This is a genomic window from Streptomyces sp. NPDC031340, assembly GCF_055569945.1.
In genome coordinates this window covers 30722-52613 of record NZ_JBVIIE010000012.1, presented here as the reverse complement: position 1 = coordinate 52613, position 21892 = coordinate 30722, and the positions used below count along the sequence as shown (strand labels likewise).

15 protein-coding genes and 1 pseudogene are annotated in these 21892 nt (G+C 69.4%); 11 read left to right on the top strand and 5 right to left on the bottom strand.

Annotation, left to right across the window (positions count from 1 at the left end):
* Positions 1-47: 47 nt before the first annotated feature.
* Positions 48-680 carry a hypothetical protein gene (locus ACZ5GT_RS11425; protein WP_469019149.1) on the top strand — a complete coding sequence of 211 codons (633 nt, stop codon included), beginning with the start codon at positions 48-50 and terminating at the stop codon, positions 678-680.
* Here ACZ5GT_RS11425 and ACZ5GT_RS11420 read toward each other — a convergent pair.
* Positions 618-1355: a class F sortase gene (locus tag ACZ5GT_RS11420; RefSeq protein WP_469019147.1), complete on the bottom strand. Its 738-nt coding sequence runs from the start codon at positions 1353-1355 to the stop codon at positions 618-620. The genes ACZ5GT_RS11425 and ACZ5GT_RS11420 overlap by 63 nt on opposite strands.
* 119 nt (positions 1356-1474) lie before the next feature.
* Positions 1475-2002, bottom strand: coding sequence for a hypothetical protein (locus ACZ5GT_RS11415; protein ID WP_469019144.1), 528 nt, complete (start codon positions 2000-2002; stop codon positions 1475-1477).
* Positions 2003-2391: 389 nt separating this feature from the next.
* Between ACZ5GT_RS11415 and ACZ5GT_RS11410 the strand changes: the two genes are divergently transcribed.
* The 3 genes from ACZ5GT_RS11410 (at position 2392) to ACZ5GT_RS11400 (ending at position 4126) form a co-directional block, all read left to right on the top strand.
* Complete coding sequence (locus tag ACZ5GT_RS11410) at positions 2392-3054, top strand: hypothetical protein (protein ID WP_469019664.1); 663 nt, start codon at positions 2392-2394, stop codon at positions 3052-3054.
* 392 nt (positions 3055-3446) lie between these two features.
* A complete protein-coding gene (locus tag ACZ5GT_RS11405; protein WP_469019141.1) occupies positions 3447-3719 on the top strand; it encodes a hypothetical protein in 273 nt (90 codons plus the stop codon).
* Positions 3716-4126 (top strand): type II toxin-antitoxin system VapC family toxin, encoded by a 411-nt coding sequence (locus tag ACZ5GT_RS11400; RefSeq protein ID WP_469019137.1) that lies wholly within the window; start codon positions 3716-3718, stop codon positions 4124-4126. Before ACZ5GT_RS11405 ends, ACZ5GT_RS11400 begins: the two co-directional genes overlap by 4 nt.
* A 106-nt stretch (positions 4127-4232) precedes the next feature.
* On the opposite strand, the gene ACZ5GT_RS11395 is transcribed toward ACZ5GT_RS11400, so the two are convergent.
* On the bottom strand, positions 4233-7718 hold the full coding sequence (locus ACZ5GT_RS11395; RefSeq protein ID WP_469019134.1) for a DNRLRE domain-containing protein: 3486 nt from the start codon (positions 7716-7718) through the stop codon (positions 4233-4235).
* A 546-nt stretch (positions 7719-8264) separates the two neighbouring features.
* On the opposite strand from ACZ5GT_RS11395, the gene ACZ5GT_RS11390 reads away from it, so the two are divergent.
* Both ACZ5GT_RS11390 and ACZ5GT_RS11385 read left to right on the top strand, forming a co-directional pair.
* Positions 8265-15476, top strand: coding sequence for a polymorphic toxin-type HINT domain-containing protein (locus tag ACZ5GT_RS11390; RefSeq protein ID WP_469019131.1), 7212 nt, complete (start codon positions 8265-8267; stop codon positions 15474-15476).
* Positions 15361-15867 carry a DUF5958 family protein gene (locus ACZ5GT_RS11385; protein WP_469019129.1) on the top strand — a complete coding sequence of 169 codons (507 nt, stop codon included), beginning with the start codon at positions 15361-15363 and terminating at the stop codon, positions 15865-15867. Before ACZ5GT_RS11390 ends, ACZ5GT_RS11385 begins: the two co-directional genes overlap by 116 nt.
* 568 nt (positions 15868-16435) lie before the next feature.
* Here the strand turns inward: ACZ5GT_RS11385 and ACZ5GT_RS11380 are convergent.
* Positions 16436-16624: pseudogene (locus tag ACZ5GT_RS11380) on the bottom strand (helix-turn-helix domain-containing protein); the annotation flags it as partial.
* Positions 16625-17041: 417 nt separating this feature from the next.
* On the opposite strand from ACZ5GT_RS11380, the gene ACZ5GT_RS11375 reads away from it, so the two are divergent.
* From ACZ5GT_RS11375 to ACZ5GT_RS11360, 4 genes are all read left to right on the top strand, one after another.
* The gene (locus tag ACZ5GT_RS11375; protein WP_469019127.1) at positions 17042-17425 is read left to right on the top strand and encodes a type II toxin-antitoxin system RelE/ParE family toxin; all 384 of its coding nucleotides are present in this window, start codon (positions 17042-17044) and stop codon (positions 17423-17425) included.
* Positions 17422-17760, top strand: a complete 339-nt coding sequence (locus tag ACZ5GT_RS11370) for a helix-turn-helix domain-containing protein (protein WP_351892542.1) — start codon at positions 17422-17424, stop codon at positions 17758-17760. Before ACZ5GT_RS11375 ends, ACZ5GT_RS11370 begins: the two co-directional genes overlap by 4 nt.
* A 14-nt stretch (positions 17761-17774) precedes the next feature.
* A complete protein-coding gene (locus tag ACZ5GT_RS11365) occupies positions 17775-18011 on the top strand; it encodes a helix-turn-helix domain-containing protein (protein ID WP_469019124.1) in 237 nt (78 codons plus the stop codon).
* Positions 18012-18349: 338 nt separating this feature from the next.
* Positions 18350-19105, top strand: a complete 756-nt coding sequence (locus tag ACZ5GT_RS11360; protein ID WP_469019121.1) for a DsbA family protein — start codon at positions 18350-18352, stop codon at positions 19103-19105.
* A gap of 66 nt (positions 19106-19171) precedes the next feature.
* On the opposite strand, the gene ACZ5GT_RS11355 is transcribed toward ACZ5GT_RS11360, so the two are convergent.
* Complete coding sequence (locus ACZ5GT_RS11355) at positions 19172-20821, bottom strand: M4 family metallopeptidase (protein ID WP_469019116.1); 1650 nt, start codon at positions 20819-20821, stop codon at positions 19172-19174.
* A gap of 315 nt (positions 20822-21136) precedes the next feature.
* On the opposite strand from ACZ5GT_RS11355, the gene ACZ5GT_RS11350 reads away from it, so the two are divergent.
* Complete coding sequence (locus ACZ5GT_RS11350) at positions 21137-21790, top strand: TetR/AcrR family transcriptional regulator (RefSeq protein ID WP_469019110.1); 654 nt, start codon at positions 21137-21139, stop codon at positions 21788-21790.
* The last annotated feature ends 102 nt before the right edge of the window (positions 21791-21892 follow it).

Here is a 21892-nt window from a genome sequence, read left to right as displayed (position 1 = left end):
AGCCTGGTGTCACCACAGTCGCACCGGCTCACACAGGGGGAACCACGATGGCCACCACGACGGACAGGACGACGGACAGGACGACGAACAGCACCCGGCGCATCCCGGTGCGCGCGGCCGCCGCCCGCGCCCGGGGCATCGTGGGCGAGCCGTTCACCGCCGGCACCTGGCGTCGTGCCGCCTACCAGGTGATCGCCTTCCCGGTGGGCCTGGCGTGCGTCCCCCTGGCCTTGTGCGGGGCGCCGACGGGCCGGTGGCAGCGCGCCCTGATACGGCGGCTGCTGGGCACCGACCTCGCGGGCGGACCGCGCGCCGGGCTGGCCCACGCGCTGCTCGCCGCGCCGCTCAACCTGGTCACGGCCGCGGTGACGCTGTACGGCTGGTCACTGGTGCCGATGAACCTGGGCTGGCCCCTGCGGGCCGGCTCCGACTACTCCGACGCGTGGGGCGGGCCCACCTTCGCTGGCGCCTGGGCGTTCCACGCGGTCGTGGGCGGGCTCGGTTTCCTGCTGCTGATGCCGTGGCTCGGGCGCGGCCTCACCCGGCTGCAGACCGGCCTCGCCCGCAGGGTCCTGGCCGGCCCGACCGACGTGCCGGCCGTGAGTGGCCCGACGCCGTCAGCGGCTGCCGGTCAGGTGCGCGAAGACGACCACGTTGCCCCGGTAGCCGGTCGCCCGTGAGTAGCCCCCGCCGCAGGTGATCACCCGCAGCTCGGGCCGCTTCGCCGCGCCGTACACCTTCTCGTCGGGGAAGTGCCCTGCGTCGTAGACCTCCACGGCGTCCACGGTGAAGACGGCGACGCTGCGGTCCCGCCGGTCCACCTCCACGGCGGCGCCCTTCTTCAGGGCGCCGAGACGATAGAAGACGGCCGGCCCGTCGGCGTTGTCGACGTGGCCCGCGACGATCGCCGTGCCCGTCTCGCCCGGCGCGGTGCCGGCCTCGTACCAGCCGGCGAGGTTGCGCTCCGCGGCGGGCGGCACGTCGAGGCTGCCCGCCGGGGTCAGGCCGAGCCCCATGAGGGGGGCGTCGACGCGGATCGCGGGAATGCGGATGCGTTCGGGCGGCGAGGGCGCCAGCGCGGGGACGCCGGGCCGGTCGCCGTCCCGCGCCGAGTGCGCCTGGGCCGCGGACGGCTGCGGCGGCGGGTGTCCCTCGGTGCCGCTGCGCAGCAGCCACGCGCCCGAGCCCAGGGCCACCGCGGTGACGGCGCCTATGACCAGGTTGCCGAACCGACGCCGGCTGCCGCGCCTGCGGAACGCGGGGGTGCCGGTCCCGGGCGCACCCGTTTCCGTAGCGTCGGCTGCGCGTGCGCCGAACCGGGACGTGCCGATCCCGGACACGCCGAACCTGCGCATGGCGGACCCTCCTCCTGAGCTGGGACGAGAACCCCGTACCCCCTCCGGGCCGCGAGGGGCGTCGGACTCGGAGGGGGAGGGGAGATGCGGTACCGGCGACGGGCAGCGGAGGGTGCCCGTCAGATCCCGTCGCCTCTCGCCCGGCGATGCAGGAGCCAGGTACCGCCCGCGGCGGCGACGGCGAGAGCCGTCACGCCGGCCGCGGTCTGCACGGGATCGGGGCCCAACGCGCCGCCGACCCCCGTCTTGACACTTCCTCTGGGGCGCACCCGCTCACCGGCCGGGTCCATCGAGACGACCAGGTCGCCCGAGACCTCCCGCCCGCCCCCGCCGCACTTCGCGACGATCTCGTACGTCCCCGGCTGCGCGCCCGTCGGCACCTCGAACCGGCCGCTCGCGACGCCCGCGGTCGCGTCGGACGTCAGCGGGAAGGAACCGCCGCCCACCGCGTCGGCGTCACCCGTGGCCGTACCGTGGCCGCCGCACGCCGCCGCGTGCACGGTGACCTGCCCGCCCGGCAGGACGGAGGCCGGGTACACCACGACGTCGTCGTCCTCCCCGGCCGCGTGCGCGGCGGGCGCGGCGGCGAGACCGGCGGCCGCGAGGGCGAGCGCGGTGCCGGTGAGCAGACGGGCGGTACGTCGCATGGTGCTCCTTCGAGCTCTCAGGTGTCCCTGCCCTTCCGAGGTAAGAGCCACCGGCCCGCCCGCGCTTGCTGAAGAGCCGTCAGAAAGGGGTTGAACGGGTGTCGCCCCCCGCCGTTCCTCGACACCCACCGCCCCCGCGTTTGAGCAGGTCACCGGTGTCGGACGGGGGAGCCGGCGGGGAGGGTGAGGAACGGTGCGGGGCGGGGGTGTGAACGGGTGACCCGCGGTGTACCCGGCGTCGTGTCCCGCGCGCCCGGTTCCGCGTGCGGCCGTCACGGGTCGGCAACGACACGCGCCCGCCGCAACTGCGGGTGGCCGAAAATCGTCCGTCCCTGAGACAGACATCGGCCCGTACGGGCCGCAACCCTCGAAAGGGACCCGTCGTGGCAATGACCAGGAAGTCCTCCCGTCACAGACCCGTCGCCGCCCTGCGCACGACCATGATGGGCGCGTCCGCTGCCGTAGTCCTGGCGCTGACGCTCACCGCCTGCAACGGGGACGGCGCCGCCGAGGCATCCCCGACCGCCGGACACACGTCCGCCGAGCCCGGCGGCGCGGACGCGGGAACCGGCTCCTCCCCTGCGGGAACCAAGCCGGCCGCGAAGCCCGCCGCGTCCGACGGCGACGGCAAGCCGCCTTCCTCCGCGGTCACCCCGTCACCGGCGGCCCCGGCCGCCCCGACTCCCACCGGCGACCCCGACAACTGCGATCACAAGATGCCCATCTCCCCCGACGAGGTCGCGGTCTACCGCTACACCCCCGAAGGCGGTTCCCTCAGCCTGATCGTCAAGTACGGCAACTGGGGCTGCGCTCCCAAGGACTCCGACGGCGCGCCCTTCGTGACGGTCGGCAAGGAGACGTACCTCCCCATGGACCAGGCCGCGTACGTCACCGTCACCAACCCCATCGTGGAAAGCACCGAGAACCAGCCCATCGGCGTGCAGGAATTCCTCGACTGGCTGGAAGCGCACCCGAACAGCGGCCTGGTCTTCACCTACCACCTCGGGGCTGACGGGGCCGTCGACCGACTGGAAGAGGTCTTCACCCCCTGAGGCACCGCCACGCCCTTCCGCCCCGGCGTCCACGCGTACACCGCCGTGGACTGCTGCCGTAGTGGCGGGGGCGGTCTGCGGTCGGGGTGAAGCATCCACTTCGTTCATGCCGTGCGGTGGGGGGCGGCCGGGCTGGGCAGCCTCGGCCCGCCCGATCACTCAGGCTGACCGGGAAGAGTGAGGCTACGGGCAACGGGCGAGTCGTCACCAGGCCGGCCGTCGCAGGCCATGACCTGTGCCGCAAGGCGCGCCCCCATCCGCTGACCAGAACGACGGAGACCGTGCCGATGCCGGTGTGTATCAGACGGCTCGCTTCCGGCAGGTGTGCACGCGAGGGTGAAGCTGCTGGAAGACGGGGACGGGGGCAGAGGGTGTGCTCCTAGACTGGCCGGGTGACCGAAGCATTCGACTACGAGGACATGCACTACCTGGTGGACCGGCTCACGCCGACGCAGGTACGCCGCTTGCGTCTGCTCGTGACCCAGGACGAGGAACTGTCGCAGGCCGCCGCTGCGGCGCTGCCTTCGCGTCCAGACGAGGAGCGGCCCGTCCCGGCCGGGTTCCTGGCGTTGATCGGCTCGGTCGACGGGCCGGAGGATCTGGCCGAGCGACATGACGACTACATCCGGGAGCGAATGCGCGAGCGGTTCGGCGACCAGGCGTGAACGCGATTGTCTTCGACACCGGCCCGCTCGCCGCGGCCTTGAACGCCGGTGACCGCCGCCACGCGGAGTGCGCGTCTCTTCTGGTCTCGTCGACCGGCCGCCGTCTGCTGCCCAGCCCGGTGCTGACCGAGGTGTGCTGGCTGCTGGAGCGCTGGCCCAAGCTGGAAGCCGCCTTCCTCGCCGAAGTCGCCCGAGGTGCCTTCGAACTGGTCCACCTCACCCCTGCTGACTTGGAGCGCATGGGCGAGCTGGTCCTGCAGTACGCCGACTTCCCCCTCGGCGCCGTCGACGCGTCAGTGATCGCCGTGGCCGAACGCTTCGGAGTGGAACGCATCGCGACCCTTGACCGCCGCCACTTCAGCGTCGTCCGCCCCCAGCACGCCCCGGCACTCACCCTCCTGCCCTGACGGGTCTCCGCTGCTCGGGTCTCTGTAGACGCCCAGTCGCCCCGGCATCTCGGGGCCGGTGCCTCTACGGGCACCGGCCCCAGGGGCCCGGGACACCTGGACGGCGTCAGCCGATGGCGATGCGCGTCTTCCAGAAGTCGTGAGGGCCGTAGACCTCCGTTCCGGAGGCGGTGAGGGCGGTCTTGCCGCCGGCGTAGAAGCGGACGGATCCGTCGGCCATGACGGCCCAGATGTCGGGTACGGCGTCGCCGTTGACGCTGGGCGTGCCCATCAGGCGCGGAACGCTGCCGCTCGACCAGCCGGAGGCGGCGTACTCGGTGTCGGCGCCGCCCGAGGAGTTCGCGGCGGAGGCCAGAGAGCTCAGATCCACGCCGCCGCCGCTCGCGGCGATGCCCTTGCGGAGCAGCAGCCTGCCGGAGACGTCGCTGCGGTAGACGAGGTCGCAGACACCGTCGCCCGAGACGTCCTGGGCGATGACGAGGTCGCGGTCCTTCCAGGCGGAGGCGGACAGACGGACGGCCTGGTCGACGGTGGCGCCGTGGTACCCGGTGAAGGCCCACAACTCGTCGTCCGTCCCGGCGCTGTTCTTCACCGTGGCGAAGAAGTCGGCGCGTCCGTCACCGGTGACATCACCCGCCGCCAAGATCTGGGTGAAGTCGGCCGGGGCCGGCGCACCCTCGGGCAGCAGAATCTCCTTCCGCCGGTCGATGTCCACGGCGCCGTAGCCATCGCCCGGATAGACCCAGAGCCTGCCCCCGACGCGGACCACGAGGTCCTGGAGGCCGTCGCCGCCGTAGACGTCGCCGTTGTGAGTGATCAGCGCGCCCTTGAAGTGTCCCGAGGGCGCGGCGACGTACGGCGGGAGGTCGTCCCCGTTGGGATCCTTGTCGGGGTTGGCCCGGTACGCGCCGGGCATGGAGTAGTCCAGGTCCCCGGTGCCCTTGGTCAGGTCGTCCTTGTCCGCCTGGGACGGGTAGAGGGCCAGGTTGCCCGCCTCGGTGACCGTGAACAGGTCGGGCAGCGCGTCGCCGGTGAAGTCGCCGGCCTTGTCGACCTGGTCGCGTGGGGTGACGTAGAAGAAGTACTTGGCGGGCTGCGAGACGTTGCCCGAGCCGTCGACGGTCCTCACGAAGAGGACGTTGGGCCCGGCGGCCGGAGGCTTGGCGTTCGAGATGGTCCCGCTGACGCTCGTGTCAGCACCCGCGACCCGGCTGACACTGCCCGTGTAGCTGGGCGAGTTGAAGCCGTACTCGTAGCGCACCACGTCGGTGTTCAGGGCACGCACGGTGAAGGATCCCGGCGTGCCGAACTTCTTGACGCTCCAGGTGGCGTCCTCGGCGCCGCTGCCGAAGCCGTTCTCGCTGCCGTCGGCGTCGGGGAAGTCGGTGGAGCTGACCTTGGGCGGGCGGGGCGCGGTGGTGTCGAGCACGAACCGGCACGGCTTCTTCGGATACCAGCTCGAGCGGCCCTCGGCGTCGTCCACCGCCTGCACCCGCCAGGAGTAGGTGGCCCCGCTCTTGAGGCCGCTGGTGGAGAAACCGTCCGTTTCCCCCAGGGCCGTGCCCTTGTCGGCGCCCACGGAGACCTTGCCCGTCGACTTCAGCAGGTCGCCGGTGTTGTCCCACTGCCCGACCTGCCACAGGTCGAAGTTGAAGAAGTCGAGGTTCTTGTCCTTGTCCGTGGCCTTGGCGATGAAGGTCAGGTCACCGGACCCCATGCGCTGGTAAGGCGTGGTGGTGGTGCACTTCCCGTCGGGCCCCAGGCCGAGCGAGTTGGAGACGATCGAAGGTTTGCGGTTGTAGACGAGATCGAGGTACGGAGGGAAGTCGCCGTCGGCCTGGAACTTCTTCCAGGCGTACTGTGCGTTCTCGTCGCGGGCGCGCATCCCGAAGGTGATCATGTCCTGGCCCTTGTCGGCGGCCTTCTGGGCGCCCTTCTTCACGTCGAAGGTCTCGAACGCGTCATGGCAGCCGGACTTGTAGCCGTGGGCGAAGCTCTTGGTGGCGAGTCGGTTGCCGTCGTGCAGCTCGGGGGCGTTCTTCCAGTTGGTGTGCGAGTCGATCTCACCGGTGAGGTGCACACTCATCGAGCGGTCCTGACAGGACCAGGAGTACGTCTCCAGCATGTACAGCTTCGCTTTGGTGATCTTCGTGCCCTTGAGGTCCTTGTCGAACTCGATGTTGAAGTACGAGCGCGACGTCCCCCAGGTGTCGGACTCGAAGCCGACGCGGGCCTCGTGCGTGCCGCCCTTGTTGAAGCCCTTGCCGTTGTAGAAGGTGGCGTTGGGGTGGCGGTCGTAGGCGGTGGTCCAGTTCTGGACGTGCTTCTTGACCGAGGGGTCGATGAAGACCGGGTAGGTCGTGCTCGGGTCGGCCAGGAAATCCTGGTCGGGAGTGAGCGTCCACTGCCCGGCGGACAGGTCGGCCTCGACGACGTTGCCCTGCGAGTCGGGGGACGGGCCGTCCAGGGAGGGCAGGCTGAGAGTCGCGGCCGAACCGGTCTGTGAGGGTGCCGGTGTCGGCTCCGCCGGCACGGACGGCAGCGGGGACTCCGAGACGGTGGGTTCGGGTCCGTCGGAGGCCGACGGCAGGACCTCGACCTCGGCATCGCTCTGCTCGTCGGACTCCACCTCTTCCTCCTCCGAGGGGCTGGGCGTGTCCGAGGGCGACTCGCTCGCGGAGTCCGTCGGGTCCGGCGACTCCGGCTCGGTGGGCTGGGCGGTGGCACCGACGGCGCCGTCGGTGACGGCGGGCTGGCCGCTGCTGTCCCACATCAGGGGGGTGGGGGAGACGGCGACCTCGTCGCCGTACGCGTTCAGGGCGCTGACCATGCCGGACGCCGGGTCGAGGCGGAAGGTGAGATCGGCGGAGTGCAGGCCGTAGGCGAGTTGCTGGACGTGCGGGTCGGACGCGGCCTCACGGGTCTTCAGAACGACGAGCTGCGCGAAGCCGTCGTTGTCGGCGGTGAGGACCAGGTCGCCGCCCGGGAAGATGTCCGGGTACAGGGCGCGGTTCCCGTCGATGATCGGTGTGGGCACGGCACCCGGCCAGGTGAGCTGAATGGCGTGGTCGCCGCCGTCGCCCACGTACAGCGTGACCAGCGGAGTCCCGGTGTCGGCCGCGGCGGCGGCCTTCAGCAGGGAGACACGGCGCACGGTCGAGCGGGAGGCGCGTTTCCCGTCGTCGCCGTGGGAGCCGGCCGAGAACACCATCCGGGTGTTGGTGGCCTTCGGCTCCCAGCCGGACCTGGTGCGGTGCAGGCCCGGGTCGATCTTCTTCCACTCGCCGCCGACCTTGGCCCGGACGGGGGAGGAGTACAGCCGCTTCTCCATGAGCCCGTCGGGGCGGGCCCAGGTGGTCGACCGCGTCGTCCGGGCGGTCGTCACCTCGACGTTCCTTCCCGTCCTGGCGGCTTGCGTCAGTGCGGCGGACTCGGTGACCGTCTTCGGGTGACGGCCGGGGCCGTCCGCACCGTCCGTGCCGTCACCGTCCAGCCGGAAGCCGGCGTAGACGATGCCGGTGGTCGCCACCGCGGCCGAGAGCAGTGCCGCGACGGTCCGACGGCCGGGCATACGGCGCCAGTTGCGCGTCATCGGGCGGATTCCCCTTCCCCCTGGTTCCCCCTTGAAGCCGGCGCGCGACGCTACGTGGCCGGGCCAGCCGATGATGACCTATGAAGGAACTGTCGTCACCCTGTGGGGATTTGACACGCGAAGGGCGAACGGTGGTGTGTCGCGACCCAGTTGTATCGACCGGACGGGCCGATCGTCGACGATGTGCGCGGATCACCTCTCCGATAACGGAGTAAATCCTCATGAATACAAGGGAGTTGACCTCCGTTTCGGTGGGCCGTGTGTAAGTACGCACCGAAGGGCGGCTAGGTGACAGTAGGGGTCGTGTGGGGGGCTATCCGCATCTCGCCCCTGTTCGCTGCGTAGCGATGTGTTACGTACCGTGATGATGATCACAGCGGGGTGCCTCCTCTGGCTTTCCCCACAGGGTGATCACAGAATCTCCACTGCCTGATACATCGTCACGCGTGGTCCGTCACCGGTCCCGCTTCCAAGTGGTCCGGGGGGGACCCCGTCGTGCTCGATCGTCATTCACGTGCCCGCAAGCGCCGTCTCGCACGGACCGTCGTGCCGATCACGGCAGCCGCGTTGCTGGTGGGGCTGCTGCCCGCGACATCGTTGGCGATACCTCCTGACCCGGCGGCGGAGGAAACGGGCCGGGAATCGCTGGTCCTGGAGCACCTCAAGACCGAGACTCCCGTTCCCGGCAAGGACTTCAGCAGGAACCTGGAAAGCCTCAAGGCGAAGGTACCTCCGGACCTCCTCGCCGCGCCGGCCAACACCACGACGCCGCCCTCCAACCTCACTGGTTCCGTCGACTTCGGCTCATCCGCGACGGCGGCGACAGCCTCTGTCCATTCGGCCCAGCAGGCTGCCCTGAGCCCGGTGGGTACCCTCCCGGTGAGCCTCGGCCAGGCCCCCGACCAGCCGACGCCGACCGGAACGTGGCAGGTCAGCATCCCTGACCGGGCGTCCGCGGTCAGCCAGGGCGTGGACGGCGCGGTGCTGGTCGTGCAGGCCCCGGACACCGGTGCCGTCCCGGTCTCCGTCAAGCTCGACTACGCCGGGTTCAAGAGGCTCTACGGCGCGGACTGGGCCTCTCGCCTGCGCTTCGTGCAGTTCCCCGACTGCTACCTGACGACGCCGGACGACGAGGCGTGCCAGACGTACGAAGAGCTGGAGACGACCAACGACACGGCGTCCGCGTCCATCACCGCCACCGTCGACCCCGCCGCTGACGACACGGTGACGCCCGCCTCCGCGACGACCTCTCCCACGACCGGATCGGGTGCCGTCCAGGCGTCCTACCGCACGTCCACCGGGGCGACGCAGACGGCGACGGGCGGCAGCACGGCCGTGGTCGGCGCCGTCGACTCCGGAAGCAGCGGCGGGGGCACCTTCAAGGCGACGCCGCTCGCCTCCGACGGAAAGTGGGAGGCGGGGGGATCGTCGGGCGCGTTCACCTGGTCGTACCCGCTGAACATCCCCAGTCCGCCCGCCGGACCCACTCCCCAGATCTCCTTCGAATACAGCTCCCAGACGGTGGACGGCCGCACCGCGGTCTCCTCGCCGCAGGCATCCTGGATCGGCGAGGGCTGGTCCTACGACGCCGGCTACATCGAACGCCGCTACCGTTCCTGCAAGGACGACCGCAAGACACTCGACGCCGGCACGCCCAACAACACCGCCAAGAAGGACAAGACGTCCGACCAGTGCTGGGTGTCCTACAACGCGGTGATGTCGCTGAACGGCAAGACCACCGAACTGATCCGCGACGCCGCCCCGGGAAGCGACCCCGAGAAGGACACCGAGCGCTACCGGCCGCAGCAGGACGACGGCACCCGCATCGAACACCGGGTCGGCGGCAGCAACGACGACAACAACGGCGAATACTGGGTCGTCACGACCACGGACGGCACCCAGTACTTCTACGGCCTCAACAGCGTCGGCGGTGGCCACGCCGACACCGACTCCGTCTCCACCGTCCCCGTCTTCGGCAACCATCCCGGCGAGCCCTGCCACGCCGACGCCTTCGCCGATTCGCGCTGCGGCTCCGGCAAGCAGCAGGCGTGGCACTGGGGCCTGGACAAGGTCGTCGACGTCCACGGCAACACGATGATCGTCAATTGGACGCAGGAGACGAACTACTACGCCGTCCGCAAGAAGTTCAAGTCCCCCGAGCAGTACGACCGCTACGCCTATCCGACCCTCATCGAGTACGGCATGCGCCCGGACAGCCTCACCAAGCCGTCCGCGACGGTCGCGTTCGGCGTCAAGCAGCGCTGCCTCAAGTCCGAGACGGCCTGCACGGCGGCCAACTTCGCCAAGACCGACGATCCAGGCGCCTACCGCCCCTGGTGGGACACTCCCGGCAACCTCAACTGCAAGTCGACCTCCAAGCTGTGCCCGCCGTTCCCGTCCTTCTGGACGCAGATGCGCCTGGACACGGTCACGACGAAGGCCGCGCGCGCGGGCCAGACCGGCCTGGGCCCGGTCGACAAGTACACGCTCCACCAGTCCTTCCCCGCGGACTGGTACGACTCCGCCCCCGGCCTGTGGCTGAACTCCATCACCCGTACCGGCTACGCGCCCGGCGACACCACCGGCACGGTGCAGTCCAAGGACGGGGTCAGTTTCGCCGCCTACACCGTCGGCTCGACCTCACCCCTGCACGCCCGGCTCAGGGACCGTCAGCTGCCCAACCTGGTGCTCACCGGAAAGAGCGACCAGCGGCCCGGCTTCACCCGTCCCCGCATCGGCACCGTGTCCACCGAGTACGGCGGCGACATCGAGGTGGAGTACAAGGGCGGCTGTGCCGCCGAACCGGCCGAGGACAAGGGCAAGGCGAACGGCACCTGCTACCCGGTGCGCTGGTCGCCGGACGGGGACGAGAAGACCCCGGCGAAGGCGTGGTTCAACAAGTACGTCGTCCACTCCGTCACCGAGACGGACAAGGTCACCTCACATGGCCCGCCGGTCGTCACGAAGTACACCTACTCGGGTCCGGCCTGGGCCAAGAGCGACGACGAGTTCACCCGGCCCGCGCTGCGCACCTACAGCGACTGGCGCGGATACCGCCAGGTCAAGGCCGTCAAGGGCCGCAAGTCCGTTTCCGAGCAAGGCGACGTGAACGCCCAGTCGCTCACCACGACCCGCTACTTCCAGGGCGCGGGCGGTGAGGTAAAGGACTCCGAGAAAACCTACACGCTGCTCGCGGACGACGCTCCCCAGTACGCCGGCATGACCGCGGAGAGCATCACCTACCTCAACTCCGACGGCCAGGTACTCAAGCGCACGCTGAACTTCCCGTGGTCCAAGCAGACCGCGTCCCGCGCACGCGAGAACGAGGACGGCACCGCGGCGGACCCCCTGCTCGCCCACCGCATCGGCATCAAGCGGACGGACGAGATACAGACGGTGGACGCCGGCGACGGCAGCTGGCGGGCCGTCCGCACCCTCACCACCGTCGACGACACCTACGGGCTGCCCAAGCAGGTCGAGACAGCGGTGGTCAAGCCCGACGGCACCGGCGAGACCCTCTCCAACCAGACGTGCACCAAGACGTTCTACGTGCACAACACCACCGCATGGCTGATCGGCCTGCCCAAGGAACAGCGCACCACCGCCACCTCCTGCGCGGGCTACGACACCGCCGACCCGGCCACCGAGCTCAAGTCGGCCGTCCAGACGAGCTACGACAACCTGGCCTACGAAGCGACGCCGACCAAGGGCCTGGTCACCTCGGTGGCCGAGATCAACGGCACGGGCACCGCGTACTCGGTCGTCACCGATATGACGTACGACCCGCTGGGCCGGGTGCGCACCGTCAAGTCGCCCGGTGCGGGCACCACGGAGACCAGGTACACACCGGGGGACGAGGGCGGCCCGGTCACCGAGACCAAGCTGCTCGACGCCCTGGGGCACACCACCACGACCACGTTCGACCCGGGGCGCAGCCTCCCGCTGACGGTCACCGACCCCAACGGCCGCGTGACGCGCAACGAGTACGACGCCCTCGGCCGGCTCGTCAAGGGCTGGTCCGCGTCGCGTTCCTCCGGGGGCAAGTCACCGGACGTCGTCATCGACTACCAGCCCACGATCGCCACGAGCAGTGAGAACCGTCCCGCCGCCGTGATCGTGAAGACCCTCAAGGACGACGGCTCCTACGCCACCGGGATCACCCTCTACGACGGCCTGATGCGCGAGGTCCAGAAGCAGACCGAGGCCCACGGCCCCGGCCGGATCATCGCGGACACCACCTACGACGACCACGGCCTGGTCTTCGAGCAGACCGGCGGCTACCTGGCGAAGGGCGCCCCGGAGACGAAGCTCTTCGCGCCGAAGTCCAAGTCCCTGATCCCCAGTTCGGTCAAGCACCGCTACGACGGCCTGGAACGCGAGGTCCGCGCGTCCACCTACCACGACGGCGACTACCAGTACGCGACCTCCACCTGGTACAGCCTGAGCAGCACGTATGTGAACCCGGCGGGTTCGACGACCCCGAGGACGCGGACGTACTACGACGCCCTGGGACGAGTGACGTCGGTCAAGCACTACACCCAGGAAGCCGGGGACTCGGAGACCGGCCGCACGACCGCCTACGCATACGACGCCCGCGGCAACCGCCGCAGCGTCACCGACCCGGCGGGCAACGTCTGGTCGTACACCTACGACGCCCGCGGCCGGGTGACGTCCGCCACCGACCCGGACACCGGCACGACCGAGACCTGGTACGACGCCGCGGACCGCCCCGACCACGTCAAGAACGCGCGCGGGCAGGAGACGTTCACCGAGTTCGACCTCCTCGGGCGTGTCAAGTACGTGCGCCAGGGCTCCGCCACCGCCACCCCCGTCAAGGAGTACACCTACGACGACGCGCCGGGCGGCATCGGCCGGCCGTCGGGCAGCAAGCGGCACACCGACAACGGCGACTACACCAACCGCGTCACCGGCTACGACGCCGACTACCACCCCACCGGCAGCGAGACGGTCATCCCGGCCAACTCCATGACGACCGGGCTGGCCGGCACGTACACCTACTCCTACACCTACACGCCGACGGGCAATCCCCAGTCGGTCACGGTGCCCGCTGCGGGCGGACTGGCGCGGGAGAAGGTCGTCACCCGCTACAACGCCGACGGCCTGCCGGAGTCCACCTCCGGCCTGACCTGGTACACCTCCGACGCGACGTACTCGCCGTACGGCGAGGTGCTGCGCACGGTCTCCGGCTCCCAGCCCTACCGCGTCTGGACGACCAACTTCGTCGACCCGCACACGGGCCGCCTCGCCCGCACGGTCGCCGACCGGGAGACGGACGGCCCCCACCGCATCACGGACAGCTTCTACAGCTACGACGTCTCCGGCACGATCACGTCCAACGCTCGCCAGCTCAGCGAGGCGACGGGTGACAGCTGGGACACCCAGTGCTTCACGTACGACGCGATGGGCGAGCTGGTGCATGCCTGGACGTCGAACGTCACGCCGAACCGGTACGGCACCGGCTGCAAGGCCGCGAACGGCAAGACCTGGGGCTACCGCACCGACTACGGCCCCTCATCCGGCCCGGTCGCCGACGCCCCGAACGCGGCCGCCCCGGGCACCGCGCTGACCGACTCCCTCGCGGCGGCGGCCCCGGACACGTCGACCGTCTCCACCGGCGCGACCGCCTACCGCCAGTCCTTCACCTTCGACTGGCTCGGCAACCGCGCCACGCTGACCGAGCACGACACGGCCGACGCGACGAAGAACGTCACGTACACCCACGGCTACGGCAAGACGATCCCCGCCACCCCGACGACACCGGCGTACAAGATCCAGCCGCACACGGTTACCTGGATCAGCTCCACCCCCTCGGGCAAGGGCAGCGCCTACACCTACGACGCCACCGGCAACACCACCATCCGTGACCTGCCCGCCACCACGCAGAACCTGGTCTGGTCACCGGAGAACAAGCTCGACTCCATCACCGACGACGGCAAGAAGACGACGTACGTCTACGACGCCGACGGCAACCGCCTGCTGGAGAACACCGCCTCCGGCTCGACGCTGTACCTGGGCGAGACCGAACTCACCACGGACGCCACGGGCACCATCACCCGCGCCTCACGCTCCTACGCCCAGGCCGGCGCCCCCACGGTGGTCCGCACCACGACCAACGGCGCGACCACCGGCCACAAGCTCAACGTCCTGATCGCCGACCACCTCGGCACGGCCAACACCACCGTCGAACTCTCCACCACCCAGCCGGTCACCCGCCGCGCCTTCAAGCCCTACGGCGAGACTCGCGGCCCGAAGCCCACGACCTGGCCCAACAAGCGCGGCTACCTGGGCGTCGGCATCGACGACACGGCCACCGGCCTGACCCACATCGGCGCCCGCGAATACGACCAGTCCTCCGGCCGCTTCCTCTCCGCCGACCCCATCATCGACATCGCAGACCCGCTCCAGATGAACGGGTACGCGTACAGCAGCAACAGCCCCGTCAGCAACAGCGACCCCAGCGGACAGTGCGCAGACCTCGACTGTCCGACCCGATCGACACCCAACCATGAAAACCGGACTCCGACACATCCGGCTTCTTCGGGGCCGCCAAGGTACTCGCAGAACTATCAAGCCGCTTCGGCTGCTGGAAATGTCTACTCACCCGGCTTCCTGAAGAAGCATTACGAGGTCTATCCGGGCGTCTTTGTCCCCAAGTGGAAGAACGCCAGCAAGCTCGCGGATCAGATGTACAAGGAAGTGCAAATCGCTTGTCTGGGTTTTGGGGACAATTGCATGCTCGAGGCCGAGGACCAAGACCTTGCGCAAAGGGACCTCAGGCATCTCTTGTGGCTGGCCTGTGCGCGTCTCGGTCATGACAGTGGCTGTGGTGGCAAGGTCCCCAGTTTTGGGGAAGCCGTCGCCAATCTGGTCGCCGCCACTGGTGGAATGGGCGAGGGGCCCGGTGGACTCCATGGGGTAGGCGAAAGTACTGGGAAAGGTAGGAGCACGGGGACTCTGTGCAGCTTTGATCCCTCCACCCCAGTGCTGCTTCAAGGCGGAAAGACCAAACCCATAGGCAAAGTGGAACCCGGCGACACGGTCGCGGCGGCCGATCCCCAGACAGGCAAGCGCAAGGGAGCACGCACAGTCACGGCCCGCCTCGTCCACCGCGACAACGACCTTGTCGATGTGACGATCCGCGGCACCGACGGCCACAGCGCTGTCCTCCACGCCACCTCCAAGCATCCCTTCTGGGACGACACCGCTAATGCCTGGGTGCCTGCTGGCCGCCTTCGGCCCGGCCACATGCTCGCCACTGCTGCTGACCAGCAAGCGAAGGTGATCGGCGTTCAGGCCAGGCCCGGCCAAGCCGACATGTACAACCTCACCGTCGAGCAACTGCACACGTACTATGTGCTGGCGGGTGCCACGCCCGTACTGGTACACAATTCCGGTGGGTTGTGTGGCCCTGGCCTTAGAACGGCATCGGAAGCCGGTATCAGCCCGAATGATGCCAAGCGAATTCAGAATGCCGCTGATAAAGCAGGGCAGCCAATCATTGTGGTCGGGAGCCGTGCGAACGGAACGCCCAACCCGACATCGGACTGGGATTACATCCTGTCGGGTCCGTCCAGAACTCGTCACAGCGTCAAGAATTCGCTGCCGAGAGGTACGGGTGACGGTGAAGGGAGTGGGCGCGGTAGAGATTTCTGGCAGAACTACAATCCGAACCGCCCAGACTACGCGGAGCTGGACCCAAGCAGGCCGTACGTTGTATTTGAGCCACGGAGCAGGTGAGCACTTGCGAGCATCAGAGCGGATCATCAACGAGGTTGCCCAAGGACTCCGAAGCCTGGAGGACGCTGTGGCCTGGTTCTCTTCGCTAGAGCAGGTTGAGCAGAGGGCGGTGCTGCACGAGGTTGTTCGTTACTCCATGCAGGCCCATGCGACAGTGAACGACGCACGTGATGGGCTGCTGCGATCAGGCGTCAAGCCGACCATGACCCCGGCAGTATTGATTGTTCGAGAACCGATTCTCGAACAAATGGGGAAGATTATAAATCTGCCCCCCGGTGAGTACGTGAAGTCCTTCCGCGTCCTCTTGTCCACGTTCGCTGTGGCTGACACGCGGCGAAGGGAAACGGAGTGCCGAGGAACTTGTAGGCACGCCTGGCACAACCTGTCGTAGGCGCCGGCGTCCCCGGTGCCTCAGAGAGGGCGTTGCCGGGGATGGGTCTGTACGGTGAGCCGTCGAGGTCCCGCAGAGCCCGGTCGACCACCCGCAGCCCCACGTCGTACCGGCCGGACGACATGGTGGTCTGCGCGCGAAGGTAGGCGTACATGGCGGCCAGCCCGGGCTCGTCGGCGTGCGGCGCGGTCCACGCCAGCCGGTCCAGCGCGACGGTCGCGAGATCCAGGAAACCGAGCTTCCACGCCATGGTGAACACGCACCGGAACGTCTCCGCCAGGCACTCGTAGGCCAGCCGCTGATCCTCCCTGGTGCTGGTGTGCACGGCCTGCACCGATTCGTCGATCAGCACGGGCAGGTCGCGCACCATGTCCGTGTACTGCGCCTGGCGACGCTGCTCCCGAGCCCGCCGGACATCCGTCCAGATCAATGCGGCCGGACGCGGAGCCGTCTGCCAGTCCAGCGGGATGTCCCAGTTCTCCAGCGCTTCGCGGATCGGCTGGATCAGCGCGTCCATCCGATCGCGGCGCAGTTCCTCGGCGTACGGCTGCCCCAGCAACTCGGACATGGAAACACCCAACGCGCGGGCACAGGCCGCGACCAGAGCCGGGGAGGCAGGCTTCTGCCCGCATTCCACCTTCGACAACAGCGACTTCGACACGTGAGCCCGTATCGCCAGCCCCTGCTGCGTCAGACCGCGCTGCTTGCGGATACGGGCGATCCGAGCGCCGGCGTGCTCCTCGATGCTCCGCGACACGGCGAACTCCGTTCAGCGGCGACACCCAGACGGTACCCTCCAGCGCACCGTCGCCGGGCACGGCGAGCATGGTTGGTAGCGACGGACCCGCGCTTATGGGCGTTGCAGCCGGCGGGGGCGAAGCTCCCGGCCGTCCGTCGGGGGCCGACTCCTCCGCCCCGGCCCCGCGCCGCCAGACTGGGCGACGCGCCAGCCCGGCCGTACGCTGCCTCTCCCGATCGGGCCCGGTCCTGCCGAAAGAAGCCGACCCTGCGCCGCCTCGGCAGGTTGCCGCTGGTTTGCGGCGGCGCCGTGGCATCAGGACGAAGGGGAGTGCCGGGGGTGTACGACGCTGGAGTGGCTGCGGTCGCGGCGACGGCACACGACCTGAACTATGAAGTGGCGCTCTCGCACCCCGTGCCATATATCATCGGCGCTATGGATGGCGGGCGGTACTCGATCGAGATCGAGCCGGAGGTGCGGCTGTGGCTGGAGAACATTCCCGCCCATCACTACAAGCAGGCCGAACGCGTCGCCGACCTGCTCGCCGAGCAGCCCACCACGCTCGACGAACCGCACTCCCGCCACCTGGGTGGCAAGCTCCGCGAGCTGCGCTTCCGCCTGGGCGATGCCCATCAGCGGATCACCTACTGGCTGGCGCCCGGCCGACGTGTCGTGCTGCTCACCGTGTTCCGCAAGACCAAGATGCGCGAGCAGGCCGAAGTGGACCGCGCCCACGCCGCACAGCGATTGTGCGAGGCAGAGCATGAAGCCGCCGCCGAGCACGACCTCTACAGCCGCAGCCTCAAGGAGAACCGATGAACCACAGCGAATGGAGGACCCGTCGCCACCGTCGGCTGCTGGGCGAACGCCTGGACGCTGACCCCGAGTACGACCGGGTCTACGAAGAGGCCGGCCTCGCCATGACGTTGGGCAAGGCCGTCTACGACCGGCGTAAGCAGCTGGGTCTGAGCGAGGCCGACCTCGCCGAGCGCATGCACGTCGACGTCGATGACATCGAAGGCATCGAGACGGCCACCGAGCTGCCGCCCATCGCAGTCATCATGCGCCTGGCCCGCGCACTGGACCTCACGGTGGACGTGCACCTCGCCGGCGGAGACGAGCCCACCGTCACCATCGTCGCCCCAGCGGCCTGAGGCGGGGAGGGACCATGCAGGACCCGCCTTCCGCGCTCGCCCGTGAGCTCGGGCAACTCGTCCACGACCGGCGCATCGAGCTCGGGCTGTCCCAGGTCGAGCTGGCCGAGCGGTGCGGGATGAAGCAGCCGCAGATCTCCCGCTTCGAAGGCGGCGGGACCATGCCCACGCTTCCCCTCCTGCGCCGCCTGGCTCAGGCTCTCGGCGCCGACCTGACCATCAGCCTCACCCCGCACGACGAAGCCGCTTGACACACATTCGAATTCCTGGCACTCCCCAGGCGATGTAGACCACTGACGGCAGTAGCGACGGCAACACCGGCGGACACCAGCGCATAAACACGGACGTCGATTTCGCCTCGCGAACTTTCAAGGCTTTCAAGTGGTGCTGCTGTCGCAACGGCGCCGCTGTGCGTGATCGTGCGGTTGCGTAGAGGCAGCAGGGAGCGGTGACCGCCGTCCGTGCTGCCCCTCGGTGACCGGTCATCCCTTGAGGCTGCATGACAGGGCGGCTGAGATGATCTCGCTGTGGCCGGTATGCGTGTGTCCGGCGTGCTGATCAGGGCTGTTCAGGCAAGGGGTGGGGACGTATGGGGATTCATGGCGGACGGCGTCTCGTGACGGCTGTCGTGGCTGTCGCGCTGGCTGCGGCGGCCGTCAGCGGTTGTGGGGGGCGGGCCACCGCGCGGGACGGGAAGGACGCCTACGCCGGTGTGGGCGACCTTCCCGAGAAGCTTGCCGCGGACGGCACCACCATCGTCGTCGGCGACCCCGAGGCGCCTGTCACCCTGGCTCTGTACGAGGACCCCCGGTGTCCCGTCTGCGAGGAGTTCGAGTCCGCCGACGGCGGCGGTCCCGCGGCCCGTGACGCCATGCTGCGGCACGGGCTGCGGACGGAGTACACGATGGCCTCCTTCCTGGACGAGAAGCTGGGCGGTCACGGCTCCCAGAAGGCCGTCAACGCCCTGCGTGCCGCGCTGGAGGAAGGCAAGTTCGCCGAGTACCACGAGGTTCTCTACCGCCATCAGCCCGAGGAGTCCGTCGACGGCTTCACGGACGCCCACCTGCTGCAACTGGCGAGCAAGGTCGACGGGTTGCGCGGCCCGGCCTTCGACTCCGCCGTCCGGACCATGAAGTACCGCGACTTCGTCGCCGAGTCGGAGCAGGCGTACGACCAGGCCGGTGACGCCACCGAACCCAGGGGGCCGGGCACGCCGACCGCCGTGATCAACGGGACGCGCATCCCGGTGGCGTACTCGGGGCTCCTCTACGACCGGCAGCGGTTCGACCTGCTGCTGACCCAGATCGAGCAGGACCCCGAGTCGTGGGCCGACTGGAGCTTCTGACGGGCTCGCACCGGGCTGTGGGCGCCGCGGCCGCCATCGGCCGCGGCGCCCTGGCCCAGGCATCGGTCAGCCCACGCTCACCGCGCTCCAGGCCGCCGCCACCGCGTTGTACTCCGCGCTTCCGGAGCCGTACAGGTCCTTCGCCGCGTTGAGGGTGGCTGTCCGCGCGCCCGCGTAGTTGGTCGAGGACGTCATGTAGACCGTCAGGGCGCGGTACCAGATCTTGCCCAGCTTGTCCCGGCCGATTCCGGTGACCGTGGAGCCGTTGCAGGTGGGGGAGTTGTAGCTGACGCCGTTGACGGTCTTCGCGCCGCTGCCCTCCGCCAGGAGGTACGCGAAGTGGTTGGCGACGCCCGAGGAGTAGTGGACGTCCAGGTTGCCGACCGAACTGCTCCAGCAGTCGGCCGAGTTGCCGTCTTTGGACGGCTTGTCCATGTAGCGCAGGGCGTCCCGGCCGAAGCCCGAGCGGACGATCTCCTCGCCGATGAGGTAGTCGCCCGGGTCCGACGCGTTGCCCGCGTACCACTCCACCAGCGAGCCGAAGATGTCGGACGTCGCCTCGTTCAGGCCGCCGGACTCGCCGGAGTACGTCAGCCCGGCCGTCTTGGACGTGACGCCGTGCGTCATCTCGTGGCCGGCCACGTCCAGCGCCACCAGCGGACCGAACGTCGTCCCGTCACCGTCGCCGTACGTCATGCAGAAGCAACTGTCGTCCCAGAAGGCGTTGTTGTAGCTGCTGCCGTAGTGGACGCGGTTGTACGAGCCCTTGCCGTCGCCGGCGATGCCGTTGCGGCCGTGGACGTTCTTGTAGTAGTCCCAGGTCTCGTTCGTGCCGTACTGGGCGTCCACCGCCGCGGAGGAGCGGTCGGCGGTGGTCCCGGTGCCCCAGTGGTTGTCGGCGTCGGTGAAGACGGTCGCCGGGGCGCGGCTGATGCAGATGCCGAAGATGCACAGGTCGGTCTTGTTGGCCGCGTCGCCGGTGTACGTGTTGCCGCGGGTGGGGTCGGTGAGCTGGTACGTCGATCCCGACAGGGTCGTCTCCAGCGGCACCGTCCCGCTGTACAGCGACTGCCCGTCGCCGGTCGCCGTCTCCAGCGTGTCCCAGGCGTCGATCTGGGCGCCGGTGCGGGCGTTCGTCAGCACCGTGCGGGCGACCGGGTTGCCGGCGGAGTCCAGCGCGACCGCGTTCGTGCGCCAGGCCAGCTTCGGGGTGCCGTGCAGGGCGTCGACGACCAGTTCGGGCTTCGCCTTGAGCTTGCGCAGCGTCTCGCCCAGGTTGGCGGCGCGCAGGGCGTGCGCCGCGATGTCGGCGGCCTTCGGGGCCGACACGGACGGCGTGACCGAGGCGAGCGAGACGCCGCTGCGCGTCGCGCGGCTCGCGCCGCGGTACGCGCCGTCGGACGCCAGGTGGACGACGAAGTCACCGCCCAGGACGGGCAGGTTGCGGTACGTGCGGTCGTAGCGGACGTGCTGCGTGCCGTCCTTGTCGACGATCACGTCCCGGACGGTGGTGTCCTCGGCGGAGGTGAGGCCGAGATTCGTGGCGTGCGCGGCCAGAGCCGAGGCCGCGTGCTGGAGGGCGGTGGCCCTGGTCGGTCTGTCGGCCGCGTGGGCGGCGGGGGAGAGCGTGGCTGCCAGCAGGGTGGCGGCGGTGGCCGCTACGCCGGTGGCGGCGAGACGTCGGGAACCTCGGATGTGGTGCCGTATCCGACTCATCTGTCTCCTCGGGAAGGCGCCTCTGAGCGCGTGCGAGCGCAGGCAGGAACGCAGAGACCCGTGCAAGCGCGGTGCACGTGCGTGGGGGCGGCGCTGATGGTCACTCAGATTTAAGTGGGCATGACACCTCGTGTCCATACCGCGTACGGGGAGGGTCCCGGACGCCGTGTGCCGCCTTCCCGCAGAAGTGGCCATCCCTGTCGGACACGTTGACTTGCGGCGAGGGGTACCCCCACCATGACCGGGCGGTCACATGAACGCCCGGTCACGTGAGCGTCCGGTCACACCCATGTCCGGCCACCTGAAGGAGCGTCCATGCCCACTCCCACCTGGGCCCGGCTGTCGCCCGTCCGTCGCGAGCGGATCCTGGTCGCGGCGATGGACGAGTTCGGCACCCACGGCTACTCCACGGGCAGCCTGAACGTCATCGCCCGTGAAGCCGGGGTCGCCAAGGGCTCCCTGTTCCAGTACTTCTCGGGCAAGCTGGACCTCTTCACCTACGTGGCGGAGCAGACCTCGCTGCGTGTCTACAGGCACATGCGGCCCTGGCTCGACGGCTACGACGGCACCGGCGACTTCGCCACGCACCTCGTCGACGCGCTGGAGGCCTGGCTGGAGTACTTCGCCGGGCAGCCGCTCGAGCGGGGGGTGGCCGCCGCCACCAACATGGAGCTGGACCCGGCGGTGCGTGACGCGGTCAGGCGACCGGTGAACGCCATGTACGTGGCCGGTCTCCGCGTTCTCCTGGAACGGGCCGTCGACGCCGGGGACCTGCGCAAGGACGCCGACCTGGAGGCGCTGCTGTCACTCCTCCTGGTGCTCCTGCCGCACCTGGCTCTTGTCGCGCACGTCCCGACACCGAACAGCCCCGTACAGCTCACCGGGGTCGAACCCCAGGTCCGGCGCGCAAACCTCGAGCGTCTCGTCATCCCGCTGCTCGCCGATTTCCGAGCGCGGGACGACCGATGACGGAACCGACCGTGCAATCGCAATCGCAGTCTTCGGTTGCCGGTTGCGGTCGCCGGCACGGCAACCGGCGCGTCCTCCACGGCCGTCGGCATGCTCGGTGAG